The organism is Streptococcus sp. 121 (genome assembly GCF_016458205.1).
Lineage (GTDB): Bacteria > Bacillota > Bacilli > Lactobacillales > Streptococcaceae > Streptococcus.
In genome coordinates, this window is the sequence record NZ_JAEMED010000008.1 from 36,079 (window position 1) to 59,644 (window position 23,566).

16 protein-coding genes and 1 pseudogene are annotated in these 23,566 nt (G+C 42.9%); 3 read left to right on the forward strand and 14 right to left on the reverse strand.

All coding sequences use genetic code 11. The features are described from left to right. Positions 1–81: 81 nt before the first annotated feature. From glgA to JEQ21_RS02805, 6 genes and pseudogenes are all read right to left on the reverse strand, one after another. Positions 82–1,509, reverse strand: coding sequence for a glycogen synthase GlgA (gene glgA / locus JEQ21_RS02780; RefSeq protein WP_199363864.1), 1,428 nt, complete (start codon positions 1,507–1,509; stop codon positions 82–84). Beyond that, positions 1,506–2,645, reverse strand: a complete 1,140-nt coding sequence (gene glgD, locus JEQ21_RS02785; RefSeq protein ID WP_196090794.1) for a glucose-1-phosphate adenylyltransferase subunit GlgD — start codon at positions 2,643–2,645, stop codon at positions 1,506–1,508. Before glgD ends, glgA begins: the two co-directional genes overlap by 4 nt. Then, complete coding sequence (locus JEQ21_RS02790; RefSeq protein WP_196090793.1) at positions 2,635–3,777, reverse strand: glucose-1-phosphate adenylyltransferase; 1,143 nt, start codon at positions 3,775–3,777, stop codon at positions 2,635–2,637. Before JEQ21_RS02790 ends, glgD begins: the two co-directional genes overlap by 11 nt. Positions 3,778–3,925: 148 nt before the next feature. Next, positions 3,926–5,779, reverse strand: a pseudogene (gene glgB / locus JEQ21_RS02795) (1,4-alpha-glucan branching protein GlgB); the annotation flags it as partial. Positions 5,780–5,990: 211 nt separating this feature from the next. Beyond that, on the reverse strand, positions 5,991–7,724 hold the full coding sequence (ptsP, locus tag JEQ21_RS02800) for a phosphoenolpyruvate--protein phosphotransferase (RefSeq protein WP_199363866.1): 1,734 nt from the start codon (positions 7,722–7,724) through the stop codon (positions 5,991–5,993). 4 nt (positions 7,725–7,728) lie between these two features. After that, positions 7,729–7,992 carry a phosphocarrier protein HPr gene (locus JEQ21_RS02805; protein ID WP_135035680.1) on the reverse strand — a complete coding sequence of 88 codons (264 nt, stop codon included), beginning with the start codon at positions 7,990–7,992 and terminating at the stop codon, positions 7,729–7,731. Between the two features lie 307 nt (positions 7,993–8,299). On the opposite strand from JEQ21_RS02805, the gene nrdH reads away from it, so the two are divergent. The 3 genes from nrdH (at position 8,300) to nrdF (ending at position 11,974) form a co-directional block, all read left to right on the forward strand. Then, positions 8,300–8,518: a glutaredoxin-like protein NrdH gene (nrdH, locus tag JEQ21_RS02810; protein WP_199363867.1), complete on the forward strand. Its 219-nt coding sequence runs from the start codon at positions 8,300–8,302 to the stop codon at positions 8,516–8,518. Positions 8,519–8,612: 94 nt separating this feature from the next. Beyond that, positions 8,613–10,772, forward strand: a complete 2,160-nt coding sequence (gene nrdE, locus JEQ21_RS02815; protein ID WP_199363868.1) for a class 1b ribonucleoside-diphosphate reductase subunit alpha — start codon at positions 8,613–8,615, stop codon at positions 10,770–10,772. 242 nt (positions 10,773–11,014) lie between these two features. Next, positions 11,015–11,974, forward strand: coding sequence for a class 1b ribonucleoside-diphosphate reductase subunit beta (gene nrdF, locus JEQ21_RS02820; protein WP_199363869.1), 960 nt, complete (start codon positions 11,015–11,017; stop codon positions 11,972–11,974). Between the two features lie 66 nt (positions 11,975–12,040). On the opposite strand, the gene JEQ21_RS02825 is transcribed toward nrdF, so the two are convergent. The 8 genes from JEQ21_RS02825 to JEQ21_RS02860 form a co-directional block, all read right to left on the reverse strand. Further along, positions 12,041–12,754: a CPBP family intramembrane glutamic endopeptidase gene (locus tag JEQ21_RS02825; RefSeq protein WP_199363870.1), complete on the reverse strand. Its 714-nt coding sequence runs from the start codon at positions 12,752–12,754 to the stop codon at positions 12,041–12,043. Positions 12,755–13,034: 280 nt separating this feature from the next. After that, complete coding sequence (alaS, locus tag JEQ21_RS02830) at positions 13,035–15,653, reverse strand: alanine--tRNA ligase (RefSeq protein WP_199363871.1); 2,619 nt, start codon at positions 15,651–15,653, stop codon at positions 13,035–13,037. Between the two features lie 236 nt (positions 15,654–15,889). Beyond that, positions 15,890–16,831: a peptidylprolyl isomerase gene (locus tag JEQ21_RS02835; protein WP_199363872.1), complete on the reverse strand. Its 942-nt coding sequence runs from the start codon at positions 16,829–16,831 to the stop codon at positions 15,890–15,892. Positions 16,832–16,897: 66 nt separating this feature from the next. After that, a complete protein-coding gene (locus JEQ21_RS02840) occupies positions 16,898–17,617 on the reverse strand; it encodes an O-methyltransferase (protein WP_199363873.1) in 720 nt (239 codons plus the stop codon). After that, complete coding sequence (gene pepF / locus JEQ21_RS02845; protein ID WP_199363874.1) at positions 17,617–19,419, reverse strand: oligoendopeptidase F; 1,803 nt, start codon at positions 19,417–19,419, stop codon at positions 17,617–17,619. Before pepF ends, JEQ21_RS02840 begins: the two co-directional genes overlap by 1 nt. Further along, positions 19,416–20,390, reverse strand: coding sequence for a competence protein CoiA (locus JEQ21_RS02850; RefSeq protein ID WP_199363875.1), 975 nt, complete (start codon positions 20,388–20,390; stop codon positions 19,416–19,418). Before JEQ21_RS02850 ends, pepF begins: the two co-directional genes overlap by 4 nt. Positions 20,391–20,420: 30 nt before the next feature. Next, the gene (locus JEQ21_RS02855) at positions 20,421–21,584 is read right to left on the reverse strand and encodes an MFS transporter (protein ID WP_442805111.1); all 1,164 of its coding nucleotides are present in this window, start codon (positions 21,582–21,584) and stop codon (positions 20,421–20,423) included. A 364-nt stretch (positions 21,585–21,948) separates the two neighbouring features. Beyond that, positions 21,949–23,313 (reverse strand): DUF1958 domain-containing protein, encoded by a 1,365-nt coding sequence (locus tag JEQ21_RS02860; protein ID WP_199363877.1) that lies wholly within the window; start codon positions 23,311–23,313, stop codon positions 21,949–21,951. Positions 23,314–23,566 lie beyond the last annotated feature (253 nt).

Sequence of the window (23,566 nt, forward strand, 5' to 3'; positions counted from 1 at the left end):
CAAATTTTCAAGAAGGAAAACACTTGATTTTTCAATATTTTTCAAGAAAAAAAGAGGTCTCCTTGACCTCTTTTCAAATTCTTACATCCAATGGTATAAATCACTATAAGGATAGCTTGCGGCATCCCATGAGAAATCACGGTGCATGGCTTCTTGCATAAGGTTATACCAGACCTCTTTTTGATTCCAATAAAGGTAGATGGCCTGATCGATGGTCCAGGTCAACCAATAACCACTGAGATTGTTAAAGGAGAATCCTGTTCCAGAGCTAGTGACCGGATTGTAGGCTTGAACAGTATCTCGCAATCCACCAACCTCATGCACAATCGGCAAACTACCATACCTCATAGCCATCATTTGGGATAGGCCACATGGCTCAAAGCGACTAGGCATTAAAAAGAGATCACTAGCTGCATAGATTTCTTGCGCCAGCCCAGGATCAAAAGTCATAGCCGCCATCATTTTTTCTGGATAGTGTTGACCAAACCAGGAGAATGATTGTTCAAAATTAGGGTCGCCTGTTCCCAAAACAACAACCTGCACATCGCGCTGAAGGATCTGATGCAATTCTTCAACCACTACATCGAAGCCTTTTTGATAGGTCAAACGAGAGACCATACCGATTAAAGGAACTTCGGGTCTTTGTGGCAATCCCAGTTTTTCTTGGAGGGCGGCCTTATTGGCAGCCTTACCCGCTAAATCATGAGCATGGAAATGATGTGAGAGATAGGGGTCTGTGGCTGGATTGTAGAGATCTGTGTCTATCCCATTGACAAAACCAAAGAGCTTCCAATTTTCAGCTCGTAGAAGTGGATCAAGGCCACAGCCAAACTCAGGCGTTTGGATTTCTTGAGCATAAGATGGAGATACTGTTGTTACCCGATCTGCAAAGGTAATCCCCGCTTTCATCCAGTTCAAATCTTGGCCCCAACGCACCGATCCATTCCAAAAATCTTCCAAGCCCATTCCAAATAGATCACTTAACATCGCTGGATTAAATTGACCCTGAAACTCCAAATTATGGATGGTCAATACAGTCTTAATTCCCCGATAAGCTTCAATCCAAGCATATTTGGTCCGTAAAAGGAAAGGCATCATGGCAGTATGGTAGTCATGGACATGAAGAATCTCTGGAATAAAATCAATCTTCTCCATCAACTCTAAGCTTGCCATTTGGAAAAAGGCGAAGCGCTCCCCGTCATCGAAGTCACCATAAACATGGCCACGGAAAAAATAATACTGATTATCAATAAAGTAGGTTGGCACACCCTCCCAAACCAAATGTTTAACACCTACATATTGACGGCGCCAACCGACCGAGATTTCAAAGAAACCAAGGTCCTCCACTTGACTACCAAATTTGGCTTCAACACTATCATAGTAAGGAAGAACGACACGGACATCATGTCCTTTTTTCACAAGGGATTTGGGAAGAGCGCCAATAACATCTCCCAAACCACCGGTTTTAGAAAAGGGTGCCCCCTCAGCTGCTGCAACTAAAATTCTCATCTAATAATATCCTCTGTAACCTCTCGACCTTTTTCAATCACGATTGGATGTTCCTTACGACCTCTAACCGTTACACCAGGTGCAATCTTAGCTTCTTTATCAACAATGGCATACTCTACCCGTGCTCCTTCCCCAACAACAACTCGTGGAAAGAGGAGACTATCCTTAACAAGAGAACCAGCTTCAATACGATTGTTCCGTGACAGAATAGAGCCTTCAACCGCTCCTTCAATAATACTTCCTGATGCAAATTGTGAAAGGGAGACTTTAGAACCTGGAGCAAAGTAGGTTGGCTCTTCGTTCTTCACTTTTGTATAGACTTTCTGATTTGGACTGAAGAGAGAATTGAATTTTTGTTGATCAATCATGTCTAGATTTGCACGGTAATAAGACTCTACTGAATAGATATTGGACACATGTCCGGTATATTCGTAGGCAAAAGCCCCAATCTCTTTGGCAAAATCACGAAGAAGGTAACGAATTTTACGAGGTTTTGCTTCCAATATCTCCTTCTCAATAGCTGAAATCAGAAGTTTTGTATTGACTAAGAAAATATCCGTAGACATATTGTAAAACTCTTGAGGGAGACTGTCTTCGAACAACTCATGATCCGTGATTGCATCTTGACTTGAAATTCTCAAGATTGCATTAGTATTGGCAATATCCTTTGCAGGAAGTTTTTTGTAAATAACCGTCATGTCCCGTTTTGTGGCTTGATGCAAATGGAAAACCTGACGGAGATCCATGCTAAGAAGAACATCACTGTTCAAAACAACCGTTACATCACTACCAGATCGGCGAAGATAGGTCAACAATTGATCATAATACTCGGATTTTACATAATCGGAATCTGCATCCGTTGTATAAAGTCCTAAGTAATAGTGACTTAGAAGAGTAGACAACCCCCACTCTCGTCCAGAGCGAATGTGGTCAAACACAGACGAAATGTTTTCCTCTTGGAAAATGCCGTAAACACTTCGAACACCCGCATTGGCTAGACTTGAGAGCGGAAAGTCGATCAAACGGTACTTCCCTCCAAAAGGAAGAGTAGCCAAAGGACGGTTTTCAGTCAGTTTATCCATATCATGACGGCCTACTGTATTTACTAGAATCGCTGAATACTTATCAATCTTCATCCTTTGGTACCCCCACTACTTCGTTATAACCAACAACTGCAATCTCTTCACTACCATCGATTTCTACACCCTCACTAATCACTGCGCCTTCACCAATAATGGCTTTTTTAATCACAGCACCAGCGCCGATGACAGCTCCACTCATAATAACAGAGTCTTCAACCACAGCTCCTGTTTTGACTTGAGCATTGGTTGAGAGAATCGAATGTTTAACCTGACCATCCACATGACAACCGTCCACAATCAAGGAATCTTCTACTGAACCATGTTCACCAATAAAGTTTGGTGGTGAAATGAGGTTTTTAGAGTAAATTTTCCATTGACGATTTCGGCTATCCAAGGCATTTTGTGGAGAAATGTACTCCATATTGGCCTCCCATAGAGAATCAATGGTCCCCACGTCTTTCCAATAGCCTTCAAATTCATAGGCATAGACACTTTCACCAGACTCAAGGTAGGCCGGAATCACGTTACTCCCGAAGTCGGACATTTCGACCGAACCTTTTTCCGCAGCGACTAAAATATTGCGAAGGCGTTTCCAGTTAAAAATGTAAATTCCCATAGAAGCTTTGGTACTCTTTGGATTTTCAGGTTTCTCCTCAAATTCAACAATCCGACCATTTGCATCGGTATTCATAATCCCAAAGCGGCTAGCTTCTTTCAGCGGAACATTTAAAACACCTACTGTCAAACTAGCATTGTTATCCTTGTGAGCCTGAAGCATCTTGTCATAGTCCATCTTGTAGATATGGTCCCCTGAAAGAATAAGAACATATTCTGGATCAATACTATCGATATAATCGATATTCTGATAGATGGCATGGCTGGTTCCTTCAAACCAACGATTTCCTTCACTGGCTGAATAAGGTTGGAGGATGGTCACACCTGTGTTAATACCATCCAAGCCCCAGCTTGAACCATTTCCAATATGGGTGTTCAGGGCGAGGGGTTGGTACTGGGTAATGACACCCACATTTTGAATCCCCGAATTGGCACAGTTGGAAAGAGCAAAGTCAATAATCCGATACCGACCACCAAACTCGACAGCTGGTTTGGCGATATTTTTTGTCAATTTCCCCAAACGTGTTCCTTGCCCTCCGGCTAGGATTAAGGCCAACATTTCATCTCTCATTTAGGTTTCCTCCTTATTCGATTACTTCAGACGTTTCCACTACCTCTTCAGACTCAATCACGCTCTCTGATGGTAGATTGATAAACAGCTCTTCCGAAAGAAGCTCTGACTCACTTACTGCAACAATAGCCTCACTTTCTACTTCAAACTTGGCTTTCATTCGCCAGATAACAGCACCCATGGATGGCAGAGTAAAGCTCAAGGTCTGCTTATAGTCTTTCCATTGACCCGGTTGAGTAGCTGTATCCGGATTATGATCTAACCAGGAACCTCCCCAAGCTTGGAGTTCGGTATTCCAAATTTCTTGATAAAGACCTGGATTGGGAACACCGATCGTAAAGTCTTGACGTTCAACCGGTGCCATGTTGAAAACACAAATCAATTCAGACCCTTCATTATTTTTCCGACTAAAGGTCAAGACTGTTTCATCTTTGTTATCTGCGTCAATGATTTCAATACCATCATAGGAATCATCAATATCCCAGAAAACAAATTCATCCTTGTAGAGACGATTCAATTCGGATGTAAAGTGTTGCATCCGGCCATTGAGATCATCGTCCAAATCATGCCACTCCAAAGCTTCATGCGATTTCCACTCTAGGAATTGCCCCCACTCACTGCCCATGAAGAGAAGTTTTTTACCCGGATGGCAAATTTGATAGGTATAGAGATTTCGTAAGCCTGCAAACTGGTTGTAGCGATCCCCCCACATTTTATGCATGAGGCTCTTCTTCCCATGGACGACTTCGTCATGGGAGAAGGGCAGAATGTAATTTTCCTTAAAGACATACATAAAACTGAAGGTAACCAAATTAAAGTCGTACTTACGATAAATAGGATCCATTTCATAAAAGCGCAGGATATCGTTCATCCATCCCATGTTCCACTTGTAATCAAATCCTAAGGAATTTTCGCCATCACCAGTAATCTGAGTATAGCTAGTTGCTTCCTCCGCTATCATCATGACATCTGGGTGGTATTGTTTCATAACCTTATTAAGCTTTTTAAGAAAGTGGAAACCTTGATAGTTAAGGTTACCGCCATCCTCATTTGGCGTCCAAGGTCCTTGGTCATAATCCAAGTAAAGCATGTTGCTGACGGCATCAACCCGAACACCGTCCAAGTGGAAGGTTTGTACCCAATAATGAATGCTTGAAATCAAGAAGGACTGCACATGGGGTTTACCTAAATCAAAGTTCAGTGCACCCCAGCCATAGTTGTGAGCTCGGTGGTGGTCCTGGTATTCATAGGTTGGTGTTCCATCATAATAAGCCAAGGCATCGTCATTAATCGTGAAATGGCCCGGAACCCAATCCACCAACACTCCAATATCAGCTAAATGACAGGCTTCAACAAAATCCCTAAACTCTTCCGGAGTCCCGTAAGACTGGTCCAAACCAAAGTAGCCCATTAGCTGGTAACCCCAACTCTCTGCGAGGGGGTGAGTCATGAGTGGCATAAACTCAACATGAGTGTAGTTCATAGCCTGTAAATAAGGAATCAGTTCCCTCTGCAAATCTTTAAAAGTATAGGGTTCCCCATCTGAATGTGAGCGCCAGGATCCTGCATGAACTTCATAAATCGAAATAGGACGCCCCTTGAAACCCATGGACTTCCGTTGAGCTAGCCATTCCTGGTCTTTCCACTCTTTTTCTGGAAGTGTGTAAATCACAGCACTGGTTCCAGGCCGCTTTTCAAAAATACGGGCCATCGGATCAATTTTATCTACCACTTGCCCGCCTTGTCTCTCTACTTGAAATTTATAAAGATTCCCTTCTTGAGCAAGATTGGTCCAAGCTTCCCAAACTCCTGCCTCATTCTTAACCATCGGAATTCGATTTTCTTGCCAATTTGTAAAGTCTCCAATGACATGTACCATCTGGGCGTTGGGCGCCCAGACTCGAAAGCTATAGCCATCATTTTCACGATGAACGCCAAGGTAATTCTGAAGATTGTAGTTCTCACCAATCCCAAAAGTCCACATAGCTTCGCGATAATCCATACGATCACCCTTTCCGTTTTGTAAGCGCTTTTTTATAAGAATATTTTACTATATTTCAAGTAATTTCACAAGCTATTATACAACAATTTTAGGAAAAACAAATCAATTGTCTGAAAATTATCAACTGTCATTTTCCTGTTTTTCAAAAAAAGGAAAGTAAAGAAAAACTGGACCTGGGAAAACCCAGAATCCAGTTGCAAAATGGATGCAATTAGTCAAAATCCACATATTCTTTTTGAAGTTCCAAAACTTCTTCTGCTGTAGCGCACTCAGTCAAAGCACGGTTCGCCATTTCTTGCATTTTAGCAGTATCCAATTTCTTCATCAAACTACGAGTCCGAAGAACAGATGTGGCACTCATAGAGAACTCATCCAAGCCCATACCTACAAGAAGTGGAACAGCTTGCTGATCTCCAGCCATCTCCCCACACATACCAGCCCACTTGCCTTCGGCGTGAGCAGCCTTGATAACGTTGTTAATCAAGCGAAGAATCGATGGGTTATATGGTTGATACAAGTAAGAAACTTGTTCATTCATCCGGTCTGCCGCCATTGTGTATTGAATCAAATCGTTGGTTCCGATTGAGAAGAAGTCCACTTCTTTCGCAAATTGATCGGCAATCATTGCTGCAGCAGGAATTTCAATCATAATACCTACTTGAATATCATCCGCAACCGCGACACCTTCAGCCAACAAGTTAGCTTTTTCTTCATCCAAGATTGCTTTTGCAGCACGGAATTCAGAAAGAAGGGCTACCATTGGGAACATAATCCGCAATTTACCGTGAACAGATGAGCGAAGAAGAGCCCGCAATTGTGTACGGAACATTTGATTTCCAGTTTCTGAAATAGAAATACGTAGGGCACGGAATCCAAGGAATGGGTTCATTTCTTTTGGAAGATCGAAGTAAGGAAGTTCTTTATCTCCACCAATATCCATCGTACGAACCACAACTGGTTTGCCATTCATACCTTCCAAAACAGCTTTATACGCTTCATATTGCTCATCTTCTGTAGGGAAGTCTTGAGAATCCATGTACAAGAACTCAGTCCGGTAAAGACCTACTGCTTCCGCACCGTTATCATTAACCCCTTCAACGTCTTTCGGAGTACCGATATTGGCTGCCAATTCAAAGTGTTTGCCATCAGCTGTTACAGTTTGAGCATCTTTTAAGAGAGCCCATTCTGCTTTTTGTTCTGCATAAGCACGACCCGCAGCTTCAAATTCAGCAATAACTTCTTCAGATGGATTGATCACAACCTCACCTGTGATACCATTAACGGCCAACACATCCCCATCTTTTACCATTTCAGTAATGTTGTTGGTTCCAAGTACAGCTGCAATTTCAAGGGTACGAGCCATGATCGCAGAGTGACTTGTCCGTCCACCAATGTTGGTTACGAAAGCTTTAACAAACTCTTTGTTCAACTGTGCTGTATCAGATGGAGTCAAATCATGGGCAATCACGATTGCTTCTTCATCAATGGCAGCTGGGTTTGGTAAACGTACACCTAGCAGATGGGAAAGCACGCGCTTGGTTACATCACGAATATCTGCAGCACGCTCTTGCATATACGGATTGTCATCCATATTTTCAAAGAGTGTGATAAACATATCCGTCACTTCTTTTAGTCCTGCTTCCGCATTGACTTTTTTAGCACGAATGGTTTCTTTAATTTGACCAATCATTTCTGGATCAGCCAATACCATCAAGTGGGCATCAAAAACTTGTGCTGCTTCTTCTCCAAGGCTATCTACTGCATTTGCACGAATAAAAGAAAGCTCGTTTTGAGAAGCTTCTAAAGCCACATCTAAACGAGCCTCTTCTGCATTCGTATCTTCAACTGAAACTGTCTCGAAAGACAAGTCTGGTTGGACGAGTAGATATGCCTTAGCAACAGCAACACCATCAGACGCTGCGATTCCTTTAAGCATATTTGTCATCTCCTTATGCCAAACCTTCTTTTTCCATTGTTTCTGAGATAGCTGCGATTGCATCGTCAGCATCTGCACCTTCAGCAGAGATTGTTACGTCAGCACCTTGACCAACACCAAGGCTCATAACACCCATGATGGATTTCAAGTTAACGGATTTACCTTTATAATCCAAAGTGATGTCTGAAGCAAATTTACTTGCAGTTTGCACCAAAAGGGTTGCTGGACGTGCGTGAATTCCTGTTTCTGCTACAATGTGAAAATCTTTAGAAGCCATAATGACTCTCCTTTATATTTTTTCTAAGGTTTTTGATAACCCTTACAATTAAGAATTATAACACTTGTCTTGTTTTTTTTCAAGAAAAAATTTCCGCTTTCAGAAAAAAGGAGTTTTTTCAGACCAAAAGAGCTAGCAACACAATATTTTGTTGGGCTAGGGTCATAATTCCTTGATTTTAACCAAAGTTCACTAAAACAAACCACAATATGTTGTGTGATTTAAAACATCAAGTACAAAATGTTGACAAAGATCTGACTTTCCCCTATACTATTTCCATACTCAAAAACGAGAAGGAGGTACCCTTGTGGTAACTGTTTATTCAAAAAACAACTGCATGCAATGCCGTATGACCAAGAAATTTCTAGAGGACAATCATATATCTTATGAAGAAATCAATCTAGACCTTGAGCCTGAATACATCGACACTGTTAAAGAGATGGGCTTTTCGGCTGCGCCAGTTATTGTAACCCCGAATGGGAGCTTCGCTGGTTTTCAACCTGACCGATTAAAAGAGCTTGCCTAATCTAGAGGGAGTGATAGAGATCAAAAATCGGTTTGTTTTCTATCACTCCCATCATTTTGAATAAAATCCCCGTCCACCTGAAAGGAGAACCCACATGGGTCTTAAAGATTTAGAAAATGTATCTTATTTTCGTTTAAACAATGAAATTAACCGTCCAGTGAATGGACAGATTCTGCTCCACAAGGATAAAGAGGCTTTAGAGGCCTTCTTTAAAGAAAACGTACGGCCAAATACCCGTCAGTTTTCTTCTATTACTGAAAAAATTAACTTCCTCATTCAAGAGAACTACCTCGAGGAACCCTTCATTAAAAAATACCAACCAGCATTTATCGAAGAGCTCTACCAATTTATTTTGGATCAAAAATTTCAATTCAAATCCTTCATGGCAGCCTACAAATTTTACAATCAATATGCCCTTAAGAGTAATGATGGGAACGAATACCTTGAAGGAATGGAAGACCGGGTACTTTTTAACGCACTCTACTTTGCGGATGGCCATGAAGAGATCGCTAAAAATATCGCCAACGAAATCATCCACCAACGCTACCAACCAGCTACCCCTAGTTTCTTGAATGCCGGTCGTGCTCGCCGCGGTGAACTGGTATCCTGTTTCTTGATTCAAGTAACCGATGATATGAACTCTATCGGTCGTTCCATCAACTCAGCCCTTCAGCTCTCCCGTATTGGTGGCGGAGTCGGCATCTCTCTCACTAACCTTCGGGAAGCTGGTGCTCCAATCAAAGGCTTTGAAGGGGCTGCATCTGGTGTTGTACCAGTTATGAAACTTTTCGAAGATAGTTTCTCTTACTCCAACCAATTAGGGCAGCGTCAAGGAGCTGGAGCGGTCTATCTCAGCATCTTCCACCCAGACATTATTCAATTTCTATCTACCAAAAAAGAGAATGCGGATGAGAAAATTCGGGTTAAGACCCTCTCCTTAGGAATTACTGTTCCCGATAAATTCTATGAACTGGCACGGAAAAATGAAGACATGTATCTCTTCAGTCCCTATTCGGTTGAACTTGAATACGGGGTTCCTTTCAGTTACCTAGACATTACTGAAAAATATGATGAATTGGTTGCCAACCCTCGCATCCGCAAAACCAAAATTAAAGCGCGAGATCTAGAGACTGAGATTTCAAAATTGCAACAAGAATCCGGCTATCCTTATGTGGTCAACATCGATACCGCTAACAAAGCAAACCCTGTTGACGGAAAAATTGTCATGAGTAACCTCTGTTCTGAAATTCTCCAAGTGCAAGAACCAAGTCTGATTGATGATGCCCAAAACTATGTCCGTCTCGGAACAGACGTCTCCTGTAACCTCGGTTCCACCAACGTTGTCAACATGATGGCTTCTCCTGATTTTGGAAAATCTATCCGAACTATGACACGTGCTCTGACCTTTGTAACAGATTCTTCTAACATCGAAGCTGTTCCTTCAGTGGTCAACGGAAACCGCCAAGCACACACCTTTGGTCTTGGAGCGATGGGACTTCACTCCTACCTAGCTCAAAACCATATCCATTATGGATCAGAGGAATCCTTGGAATTCACCAATATCTACTTCCTCTTGATGAACTATTGGACCTTGGTTGAATCCAATAACATCGCTCGCGAACGGGGACAAGTATTCCATCATTTTGAAAAATCAACATATGCGGATGGCAGCTATTTCGACAAATACTTGGAAAAAGACTACCAACCAAAATTGGACAAGGTCAAAGAACTCTTCAAAGATATCTTTATCCCAAGCAAAGCGGATTGGCAAGCCCTCAAAGATGCTGTCATGAAAGATGGTCTCTACCATCAAAACCGTCTGGCAGTTGCGCCGAACGGCTCTATCTCTTATATCAACGATGTTTCCGCTTCCATACACCCTATCACACAACGGGTTGAAGAACGCCAGGAGAAAAAAATTGGTAAAATCTACTACCCAGCAGCGGGTCTTTCAACCACCACAATCCCATACTATACAAGTGCCTATGACATGGACATGCGCAAAGTCATCGACGTTTACGCTGCTGCTACTGATCATGTGGACCAAGGCCTCTCCTTGACCCTCTTCCTCCGCAGCGATATTCCTGAAGGGATTTACGAATGGAAAAAGGAAACTAAGCAAACAACGCGTGACCTCTCCATTCTACGGAACTATGCCTTTAACAAGGGGATCAAATCCATCTACTACATCCGCACCTTCACCGATGACGGCGCTGAAGTTGGCGCTAACCAGTGTGAAAGCTGTGTCATCTAGTTCCAAGCATTACAAGCCTAAAATCCATCCAAATGGATGGATTTTAGTATGCCTTCATTACATTTCTATGTCATTTAAAAAGCTTGCTAAATCAACGTTTTTAACGAATTCACAACCAACTCATCCCTTGAGATTCATTGCTAAAAATTGTATAATGGAACGAGTTAATTTTTGTGCTAAATTGGTCCAAAACGATTACTAAACCTAACACAGAAATTAAAATAACTCAAACAGGAGTCACCATGGAAACATATTACGAAGCCATAAACTGGAATAACATCGAAGATGTGATCGACAAATCCACTTGGGAAAAGTTAACCGAGCAATTTTGGCTTGATACCCGGATCCCCCTTTCAAACGACTTAGATGATTGGCGGAAATTATCAGCTCAAGAAAAAGATCTAGTTGGAAAAGTTTTTGGCGGGCTAACCCTCCTCGATACCATGCAATCGGAAGCCGGTATCGAAGCTCTCCGCCAGGACGTCCGGACTCCTCACGAGGAAGCAGTCTATAACAATATCCAATTTATGGAATCTGTTCACGCCAAATCTTACTCATCTATCTTCTCAACTTTAAACACAAAAGCAGAAATTGAAGAAATCTTCGAATGGACCAATACCAATCCCTACCTTCAAAAGAAGGCGGAAATCATTAACAAAATCTATGAAAACGGAACAGCACTTGAGAAAAAAGTTGCCAGTGTTTTCTTGGAAACTTTCCTCTTCTATTCAGGATTTTTCACTCCCCTCTACTACTTGGGAAACAACAAACTCGCCAATGTAGCCGAAATCATTAAATTGATTATTCGAGATGAATCTGTTCACGGAACCTATATCGGCTACAAATTCCAGTTAGGTTTTAAAGAGTTAACAGATGACGAGCAAGAGAACTTCAAAAACTGGATGTATGACCTCCTCTACACCCTTTATGAGAATGAGGAAGCTTATACACGCTCTCTCTACGATACAGTAGGCTGGACCGAGGAAGTTTTGGTCTTCCTCCGTTACAACGCTAATAAAGCCCTTATGAACTTAGGACAGGATCCCCTCTTCCCAGATACAGCGGATGATGTCAACCCTATCATTATGAATGGAATTTCTACAGGAACTTCCAACCATGACTTCTTCAGCCAAGTCGGAAACGGTTACCTTCTTGGAGAGGTTGAAGCCATGGAAGACAATGACTACCTTTATGGATTATAGACCCCAAAAAACCTTCAAGTCAATGATTGACTTGAAGGTTTTTTGATAGTCGGTCCCTCTCCTCTACTACATAGGGAACAAAATAGCTAGTGAAGCAATAGCATTATTGAGCATGTGTAACCAAACCGCATCCCAAATATTGTTACGCCGCTCCATGGCTCGATGGAAAAGGTAACCCATCCAAGAATAGAAAATCCAGTCAAGAAGTACGGCCCAGCTTGAAAAATCCGGAATGTGCATCGCGCCAAAGGCCATTGAAACAAGGATGGCACTAATCCCTGGAGACCACCCCTTAAAGACATAGCGTGTGCCAAGACCTCGGAACACAAATTCTTCCAGGACTGGACCTATAAAGGCCAAGGAGATTACTGTAGCAGTTAAATAAGGACGCCCAACATCCTGTAGGGCAGAGACAAAATCAACGATTAGTTGCTGATTTTCCACGGGTTGATTCAGTCCGATTGAAGTGCGCACGAATTGAAATGCAAGATTGGAAATCAGCAAGATGCCCCAATTCTTAAAGAGATACTTCCACTCTTCTCTTCCAAAGTCTGCTTGTTGTGGAGCAGTCGGATCCACTCGAAATACCCAACGCGTGATTCCAAAAACCACAGCAAATATGAGAATCAAATAGACAAAGACCTGAATCCACTGCATACTGGTCGGATAATTCGCTCCCTCAAGACCTAAGAGCATGGGCAATGCATTGAGAGCACCGACTACATGAATCATAAAGAACCAGATCAGAATACGACCCAACCATTTTAAAATTTTTACCATCGATAACGACCTCACCTAGAAAAGTCTGTAAATAACAGGGAGAAGGAAGGGAGGAGTCCCCCAAGCTGGCTTATACTCATTCCATTTCAAAGCCTGAATGTGTGAATCCTCTTCGCCGAACTTATTAATTGCGTTCTTTGCACGCCTTATTGATAAGATTCAACAGGCCTCCCCGACCTGTTGAACGATCTTCATCAGATTGAAGGCATTCAAACTATTTCAAGTATTACTTATGGAGTTCCTCCCAGCTTAAATCTACTCTCGAAAGCGATCCCCAAGCTTATAGATGATCTGAAACAGCCTCTAAGAGCTTGTGAATAGCTGCTTGATCACTACCTCCAGCCATGGCCATATCTGGTTTACCACCACCACGACCAGCTACGATTGGAGCTAGTTCTTTGATCAAGTTACCTGCATGAACATCTTTTGAACGGCTAGCAACCAAGACATTAACCTTGTCTCCAATTGCAGCAGTTAGAACAAGGACATCAGAGTAGTCTCCTTGTTTCCAAGTATCGGCGAAGGTGCGAAGAGCTCCTGCATCATCAACTTCAACTTGCTTGGCAATATAACGAAGACCATGAGCTTCTGCCACATCTTGGAAAATTTGGCCAGATGCTGCTGCAGCAGCTTTTTCTTTCAATTCCCGATTTTCTTTTTGCAATTGACGGGCTTGTTCTTGAAGGGCCTCAACTTTAGCTGGAACATCACCAACTTGTGGCGCTTTCACTTGACGAGCCAATGCTTGCAGTAATTTCGCCTCTTCACGATAAGAGTTATAGGCCTCGCGACCTGTTACAGCTACAATACGACGAGTTCCTGAACCAATCCCTTCTTCTTTTAGAATTCGGAAAAGACCAATTTCGGAGGTATTGCCAACATGAGTACCTCCACAAAGCTCAACTGAGTAATCACCGATAGAAACCACGCGCACATCTTTGCCATATTTTTCACCAAAGAGGGCCATAGCTCCCATCTCTTTAGCGGTGTCAATATCTGTCTCAACCGTTTCAACTGCCAAGGCCTCATTAATTTTAATATTGACATCTGCTTCGATTTGCGCCAATTCCTCTGGCTTCACTGCTTCAAAATGAGTAAAGTCAAAGCGGAGGAAATCTTTTTCATTTAAGGAACCAGCTTGGGTCGCGTGTTTACCTAGGACATCATGAAGAGCTGCATGAAGCAGGTGGGTTGCCGTATGGTTTTGCATCACACGACGGCGACGATCTTTATCCAGAACCAAATGATAGGTGACCTCCTTGCTCAACGGTGCCAGAACTTCAACCTTATGAAGCGGTTGACCATTCGGAGCCTTCTGCACATCCACAACTTGAGCAAGAACTTGTCCATTCTCATCTAAAATCTGACCATGGTCTGCAACCTGACCACCCATCTCAGCATAGAAGGGGGTCTGCTCAAAAATCAGATAGGCTTCACCTGATGCAACACTGTCCACTTCAGCATCTTCTTGTACCAAGGCTACCAAGCGAGCATCCGCTTCTTGAGCATCGTATAAGAATTTACTCGGAACTGTTAGGGCCTGCAACGTCTCATTTTGACTTCCCATTGAAGTGCCTTTCACCACAGAGGCCCGTGCCCGTTCTTGTTGAGCCTTCATCTCCTGATCAAAGCCTTCTTTATCAACGGTCCAACCACGTTCCTCTGCGATTTCTTCGGTTAATTCGACTGGGAAACCATAAGTGTCGTAGAGTTTAAAGGCAGCTTGTCCAGAAATAACGGTCTCCCCTGCTTTTTCCATCTCAGCGACAATCTCATCCGCATAGGCTTGACCCGCTGTCAACGTACGAGCAAAGGATTCCTCTTCATTTTTAACAATCTTCTGGATAAAATCTTGTTTTTCAAGCACTTCAGGGTAATAGGATTCCATGATTTGACCAACCGTTGGCACCAAGCGGTACATAAATGGTTCATGGATTCCAAGTTTTTGTCCATGACGAGCAGCTCGACGAAGTAAGCGACGGAGGACATATCCACGCCCTTCATTTCCAGGCAAGGCTCCATCTCCAATCGCAAAGGCTAGAGAACGGATATGGTCTGCAATCACCTTGAAACTCATGTTATCGCCATCTGGATCATACGTCTTACCGGACAAAGCTTCAACTTCATTGATGATTGGCATAAACAAATCTGTCTCAAAGTTGGTTTTAGCTCCTTGCATCACAGCAACCAAGCGTTCAAGACCAGCTCCCGTATCAATGTTCTTGTGAGGCAATTCCTTGTACTCACTCCGTGGGACACTTGGATCTGCATTAAATTGGGATAGAACAATATTCCAAATTTCAATATAACGGTCGTTTTCAATATCTTCCGCCAAAAGACGAAGCCCAACCTTATCCGGATCAAAACCTTCTCCTCGGTCGAAGAAAATCTCTGTATCCGGACCAGAAGGCCCTGCACCAATTTCCCAGAAATTATCCTCAATTGGGACCAAATGATCTGGCTCAACCCCTACTTCAATCCACCGGTTGTAGGAATCTTTGTCGTCTGGATAATAAGTCATATAAAGTTTGTCTTTAGGAAAGGCAAACCATTCTGGACTGGTCAAGAGTTCCCAAGCCCATGTAATGGCTTCATCACGGAAATAGTCTCCAATGGAGAAATTTCCTAACATTTCAAACATGGTGTGGTGACGAGCCGTTTTCCCTACATTTTCAATATCATTGGTCCGAATCGATTTTTGAGCATTGGTGATCCGTGGATTATCAGGAATCACAGATCCATCAAAATATTTTTTCAAGGTTGCAACACCTGAGTTAATCCATAAAAGTGTTGGGTCATTTACCGGAACCAGATTCGCTGATGGCTCGATAGCGTGACCTTTTGAAGCCCAAAAATCCAACCACATCTTGCGAATTTCAGCACTGGTCATATATCTCATTAATATTCTCCTTCTATTTTCAATAAAAAAGACAAGCTCAATCGACGAAGGGCGTCTCAACGCGGTACCACCTTCCTTCGATGAACTTGTCATCCTCATTGCTTTATTCCAAAAATCTCTCAAGTAGCAAGATAAAACCCACCTAGTAGCTTACACCAACCGCTACTTCTCTGCAAAGTTGCCTGTTTTATCTATTCTTGATACATTCATTATACTCCAAGTAGCCTGTTTGTCAACTACTTATCTTCAGACCTGGAACTTGCAGCTGCCTCACCAGTCGCATTCATGTATTGAGAGAAGGCATTTTGGAAGGCTGGGTCTTTAACCTTGATATTGGCTTCTTCCATCTCCTTACCAACTACACTTTGGATAAAGGCACGATCCGAACGTTTTTCAGCTAAGATGATGCTCTCCAATTGTTTTTGGTAATCTTTCCAATTGTCCTTCTTCTGGGTCTTGTTGGTAACTTTGATGACGTAGTAGCTTGTCGTTAAAGTGCTATTGTTTGTCACCTTAATCACATCTGAAACCCCATTGTTATCCAAGGCAAAGGCAGCCGTTTTGACTTCATTCGGTAGGGCAGTAGAGGCTGAATCAAATTTCATCTCGCCTCCTTTGTCCTTGGTTTCCTCGTCATTGGAATTATCTTTAGCCAACTGGGCAAAGTCATCCCCATTTTTAGCCTTTTCTGCAACTTCTTTGGCTTTGTTTTCATCCGTCATACGAATCACTTGGGCCGTTACCTCAGGGGTGTATTTTTCGTAAGCAGCCTGATAGTTTTCGTCAATTAGCTCACTTTTTGCCGCTTCATTAACCGCGTACTCTACCAATTTATTGGTTCGAATCTGCTCACGGTAGGTATCAGGCGTCATCCCTTCCTGAGCCAAGACTTGTTGAAAACGGTCACCATAGGCTTGAAGACTCTTATTATACTCTTCTGTCACCTCTTCGTCTGTCACCTTATCCCCATATTTTTCTTCAAGGATCTCATTGATAGTCATGGTCAAGAGGACTTGTTGAGCTTGGGTGTCATTCTTCACCTTATCATAATATTCAGCAACCGTAATGGTATTGCCTCTCATGGTAATGACATCTGTGTTGTTATCGGTCTCACGCGCACAGGCAGCTAGAGCCAATACAGATAGAAGCGTCACTGCTCCAATCTTGATTTTTTTCATGCTTGAATCACTCCTTTATACAATAACTTTCTTAGTATATCATAACTCGGCTTAAAAACAGCTAAATTAGGTGGATTCTTGTGGAAAAATCACCTGTGCTGCTTCTTTTTTTACTAGAAGTAGACCGTCCCCAAGAGGCAAATAGGAAACCATCAAATCAGGATGGCTGTCTACTGCATCAAATAGTTTGTGGAGACCTCGATAAATCGCCCGTTGGCCACGTCGAATATCTGCTAAATCCTTGGTGATATCGCCCCCTTGGAAAATATCATCAAAGATTAAGATACCGCCTTTGGGTAGCAAATTGAGTAGATCAGGTAGAAAGACAACGTATTTGGACTTAGCAGAATCGACGAAAATCAAATCAAACTGCTCACCATTCAAGTTTTGTAGCCACTCCTGAGCTTCTCCTTCTAGGAGGCGAATACGCTTCCCTTCCTCATAGCGTGCAAAATTTTCTTTTGCAAGGCCAATCATCTCAGGGTTGCGGTCAATGGTGGTAATTTGACTTTTCGGCAGAGTCTCAGCCATCATGAGAGCAGAAAAACCAATAGCTGTCCCAACCTCTAGAATGGAACGAGGAGCGATACTCTGTAAAAATAGTCGGAAAAAGGCGACAGTTTCCTTGGGAATAATAGGAATATTCTCGCGTTCAGCAAAATCCTGTAATTCCCGAAGGAAATCCGGTAAGCCTTGATTCTGACTCCGCATGAAGTCCACGATTCCCTCTTGAACCACTGGGCGGCGCATATTGGGATTGGAATGTTTGGAATAGGTCTCAACCATTACAGCATCCCCAATTCTTTGGCCAAGCTTTCCAACTCATCCAAGCGACGTTCAAAGACCGCAAAAGCGTCATTGAGGTAATCTTCCGCTTCCATATCCACACCTGCTTTCGCGATAACAGCCAAAGGATAGTCCGAATTGCCGGCCTTCAAGTAATGAATGTAAGCTTCCCGGTCCAAATCGGTGCCATGTACAATCTTATCCGCCAATGCAGACGCCGCCGCAAAACCAGTTGCATATTGGAAGACATAATAGTTGTAGTAAAAATGTGGAATCCGTCCCCACTCATATTGAATCTGTGGATTTTCTTCAGCAGCGAGACCATAATACTTGGCATTCAATTCCGCATACAAATTATTAAGGAAGTCGCTAGTTAGAACCTGCCCTTCTTGATCTGCTTGGTGGATTTTTTGTTCAAACTCCGCAAACTGCGTTTGACGGAAGACCGTACCACGGAAGCCATCCAAGTAATGATTCAGAATGGCAAAACGACTTTGCTTGTCCTCCACGGAAGCCAGTAATTTCTCAGTCAAGATATTCTCATTGGTGGTGGAGGCAATCTCTGCCAAGAAAATTGAATAATCCCCATAAACATAAGGTTGACTTTCGCGACTGTAACTAGAATGCATGGAATGTCCAGTCTCGTGTACCAAAGTAAAGAGATTATCCAGATTATCTTGCCAGTTCAAAAGCATATAAGCTTTGGTATCATAGGATCCACCAGAATAGGCTCCAGACCGTTTCCCCTTATTTTCGTAGACATCAATCCAACGATCGGAAAAGGCTGCTTCTACTTTAGCCAGATAGTCGTCACCGAGCACTGCTAATACCTCTTTCGATTTTTCCAAAGCTTCTTCATAAGTGAAAGTCAAGGTGTTGCGGCTCAGCGGGGTATACAGATCATACATCTTTAGATCTTGAATGCCGAGAATGCGCGCTTTCAAATCTACATAGCGGTGAAGCAATGGTAGATGGCGATTCACGGCCGCAAGTAGGGTATCATAAACCGATTCTGGAATAAAGTTTGCGGCCAAGGCAGCTTGACGCGCAGAATCAAATTTCCGAACTTGTGCCTGGTAATTATGAACCTTGACAGTGGTTTGTAAGGTTTTAGCATAGGTGTGTTGGAACTGCTCGTAGACGGCGTACATCGCCTCATAGGCATCTTTTCGTACGCGTCTATTATCAGATTCCATAAAATGAATAAAGTTACCGTGGGTTAACTGCACCGCTTCCCCATTTTCATCTTCAATAAACGGCAGTTCTAAGTCCGCATTGTCCAAGATAGAGAAGGTTTCGCTCGCAGCCCCAAAGATTTCAGAAGCCCCAGCCAAAAGCGCTTCTTCCTTAGGGCTAAGAACATGCTCCTTTTGAACCAATAAGCGCTCAAAATAATGACGATACAGTTCGAGCCCCAGCTCTTCTTTCATAAAATGTTCGAATTGCTCCTCAGTAATAACCAAAAATTCAGGCTCATAAAAGGCGAAGGTCTGACCATACCGTGCATAGAGGCCATTAATTTGAGAGTAGAACTCCTGATAGGCTGCTTGGCGGGTATCCTCATCCTGCTTCATGGATGCATACACATAAAGTTTTTCCAAGCGACGCATCAGTCCCAACTGTACCTCTGTAATCTCCAATAAGCTCTGCGCAGAGTCTAAGAGGTGACCTTCATAATTGGCTGCAGCCGAAATATCCGCATCCAAGGCAGCAAACTCTTCCCGCCAAGCCATATCATCTGCAAAAACGCTGGTCAAATCCCAGGTGTATTTTTCATTTATATCTTTCCGTTCGTTACTCATATAAAATCCTCCAACGTCCCTATTTTATCACAATCTTGCCGGTAATAAAAAGGAGAATAGACAACTTGCTTCTGCCTTTGCTGACACTGATCATAAAAAGCTGCAAACAAATCCCCATAGGACCTCTCCAATTCTGTTATCCCTGGCAATTCCCAGCCCCTTTTTACCGGAATCACTTGTGGATACCAAGCTTCTACAGGAAGAGTAAGCAGATTCTGTCCTACTTGATAGGCCTCCACTTGCTTCTTCATCCAAAAAGGATTGCGGTAACGTAATTGCTTGGCCAAATAGCTAGGGAAGGACATGTCTAGACGCCCCTTAAAAGAGAACAGACAGCGTTGCTGATAGGGCCAACGCAGCACCTCTCGTAAACTTCCCTGAAAAAATGGAAAAACCCTCACCAATCCCTGACAGCTCCCATGCAAATCCTGGTGGAGCAAGTAATGCAGGACCAACTCTCGCTTCTCCTTGTCCACATTCCAGAAAAAATAGCCACAAGCGGGACTAAACTGCAGACAATCTGCTTGGAGACCTGTCAATCGCCCCCTTATAAAATGTCGCGACCCTAAAAGCCAGACCAAAGCCATCCCCTGCTTTCGATAGGTCAACGTCCGACGAATACACTCTTCCTGACTCAGTGGGCTACACTGAATTTCCAAGCCTAGATTCCCTGACAAAAGCAGGTCAGTCACTATTCCTGCTTGTGGATGCCCTACTTCTACTTGAACGGACTCCGTCTTCTGAGCCCATTCAAATAAAAGGGCCTTGAGCTCGAGGTGCTCAGCCCCCTCGTTCAATCCTTGGTAAAAACAGGATTGGCCAGCAGGGTGGGCAAAATGCCGCCGCAGGCGCCCGCCACCCTTTAAGACCAATTTTTGCTGGCATTCAGGACAAAAAAATTCCTCTCCATTGGGGAGAGGATTAATCAGTAAATGATGGAAGTTTCCCTTGCTATCTATGGCTTGAAACATGCTCTTTCCTCCTTACATTCTTATTCGAAATTAGGAGAATAAATGTTCACTTTTAGATTCATCCACATGAAGAAAGGGAACCATGAGCAAGACGATCAGTAGGAGGCCAACCATGATCCAGGACATGCTTTCATAACCAGAGGTATCAATCAACCAACCGGCCCAGGTCTGAACCAAAATCGAGAGCAAGCTTTTGGCGGTTTGTATCAAGGCCATTCCTGTCATTACGAACCGTGAGCCAACCAGATTGTTGACCAATTTTAGAGTCAGCATAATCAAGGTCATATTGGCCGCATGTTTAGCTAGCAGTGTTCCAAAGATTTTGAGAGGGATTGGAGCAGCGAGCCCAAAGAAAACAAATTGCAAGGTCATGAAAAAAATGGGAAATAGAATCAAAATCTTGCTAGGATAGCGATCCATGAAAAGATAAGAATAAAAAATAAGGGGGGCTTCGCAGATTACCGCTAGTGACACCACTGTTGAAGCTTGACTGACACTAAGTCCACTCGCTTCTAACATGGCGGGAATGTAGGTGTGTCCGACATTGGCCACTCCTGAAAAAAGAGCAATGATCATCAAGGCAAGAAGATAGGGGCGATTTTTAAGGATATCGTTCATAAAAGATTCTTCTTGCTTTTCCTTAACAGGGGCTGTTTCCTCACTAAAGGGCAGACCCAAAACTCCAATAATGGACAAGACTAAGGTTCCTAGAAAAGTCACATAGATGGCCTGGGGATGAATCATTTGGTAGAGAATCCCCGCCATCTGAGTACCTGTCGCATAGCCAATGGTTCCCCAGACGCGAATAGATCCATACTTATAAGGTGAACGGGCAGCTAGGAGATCCATTACCGGATTAATTCCATTAATCATCATTATAGCCAGACTATACCCTAAAACCAATCCCCAAAGATGCTTAGATAGGAGAAAAATAATACCACCGGCTAAAGCCAATCCTAAACCAGCTAGCGTCACAGGTTTGATTCCCAGACGGTCATTGAGATACCCCAGGACAGGTTGAGAAAGGACCGATGTCAGGAAGGATACCGAAACGACCAAAGAAACCTGACTAGCCGAATAGCCTAAGTCCAACATGTAGATCGATAAGATAGCTGAAAAAAGAGCCCATGACAGGTAAAAAAAAGTGTACATCAAAAAATAACGAAAATATAAAGAGGCAGAACGTTCCACCAGCAACTCCTTTCAATCACACAAAAGTCGAGGAAGCGATTACTCCCCCTTTGTTTCCTATACCAATTGGATTTCAAATTCTGCATAGTCATACAATCCAAAGCCTGAATCGAAGGGTTTAAACTATCTGCAAATTTTGAATGGTACAGTAAATAAGTCAACTCCAAAACCTAGGGACTAGGCAAGAGGATACACTCAACGAAAGAAAGAGGTCAGGTATCTGGGACCCGCCTCTTTGTTCCTGCAACCATTTGGTATAGTCTTTTAGTTTATCTTTTATTACTGTGTTAGCTCGTCTTGCCGTACTTCAGTACTGTCTACGACTCGTTGCCTTGTACTAAAAGTAAACTAAAAGACTATAAAATACCTATTTGATTGTTGTTTTATCTCTTTTCTTGGATTTTTTCTTTTCCTTTGTACCCGTATTGGTGAAGAAGAGACGAATCAAGAGTAGAATCAATGCCAAGAGCAAGAAGATCGGAATCAGAAGTAACCATTGATAGTTGTCTAGAAGTGATACAAGCAAACTATTCTCCCGATTGCTTTTAGTTTGGCCGTCGGCCTTTTGAGCTGAGGCAAAGAAGGAATTATCTTTTGTTACCTTATAGGTCACATCTAATTGTTCATTGATAGGGCTTAAACCATTTTCTACTGTCAAGACATCATTCTTGACTTGAACACTTGGAGTTGAACCCTTCTTAACCGTCGCATATACGTCCTGGTCAACCTTGTATTTCTGGCCATCTACTTCAACCAAGCCCTTATCGAAAATTTTCTTATATTCGTAATCAGCGAAGGCTTTTTCTAAGAGTGCATTCCCAAATGGGTGTCGATAATATTCTCCGTCTTGATCTGCCCAGTCCCCAACTCCCATAATCAATTCAACAAAGCGCTCTCCTTTACGCTCACCAGTCGCAATATAGTTAAAGGCCCCTTTAGGACTAGAACCTGTCTTCAACCCGTCAACACCTTCCATCCCATAAAGGGCCCCTTCAACTGAATAGTTGTAAGTTTCGAAGGTTTCTTCATAAGGCGTCCCTTCTTTAACAGTAACCACTGGAGCTTTGGTATAGTTTAAGATATCTGGGTACTTGTTCACAAAATTGACACCAAGAATAGCCATATCCCGTGCGGTGGTCTGATTGGCCTGCGTGTTATCATACTTTTGCGGAGTATAATAGCCACTAAAGCTGACTGCCGCTGCTCCACTGGCATTGTACCATCGGGTATTGCTCATGCCCAGTTTTTGTGAGGTTTCATTCATTTTATCCAGGAAAACATCTGGATCGCCATTCGAGAGAAGGTCTGCCAACATAACGGTTGTTACGTTGGAGGAAGGGATGGCGGTCATGGTAATCAGCTCATCGACGGTATAGTCTACTCCGGCAACAATCTTATTATTGGAGATCGCATAGAGACCGGCTATCGCTTGTTCCCGTGGGGTTGCGGTCACCACATCCTCTTTGGAAATTTCTCCTTTGTCCAGGGCTTCGAAAACCAGGTATAGAGTCATCAGTTTACTCATACTAGCTGGATCTCGAACCAGGTCAGCATTATCTTCCCATACCACATCCCCAGTTTTTGCATCCACAATGATGGACGATTTTGGACGATGAATATCCAGAACTTCCGGATACATTTCGCGCGTGATGTCCATAAGCTCGTCAGCGGAGGCTGCAAGTGGCGTTGTAGCCAATAAGGCTGCCATTAAGAGGACTCCAAGTTTTTTCATCTGTCATCTCCTTTGTTTCAATCTCTTTTATTCTATCATACTTTTGAGTCGCTTCCTAGGAAGTCATTTTATGAAAACGTCTAACAAGTTGATTTTTAGGCATTTCCTATTTTTTCCCGAGTTTATCCCGAATTATTCATACCCTGAATATCTTTGCGTAACTATCAAAAAAATCATCAGAAACAAGCAATAAATAATTGCAATTCTGATGATTTTTATGAACGATCAAGCTTTTCTATAAATAAAGATGGGT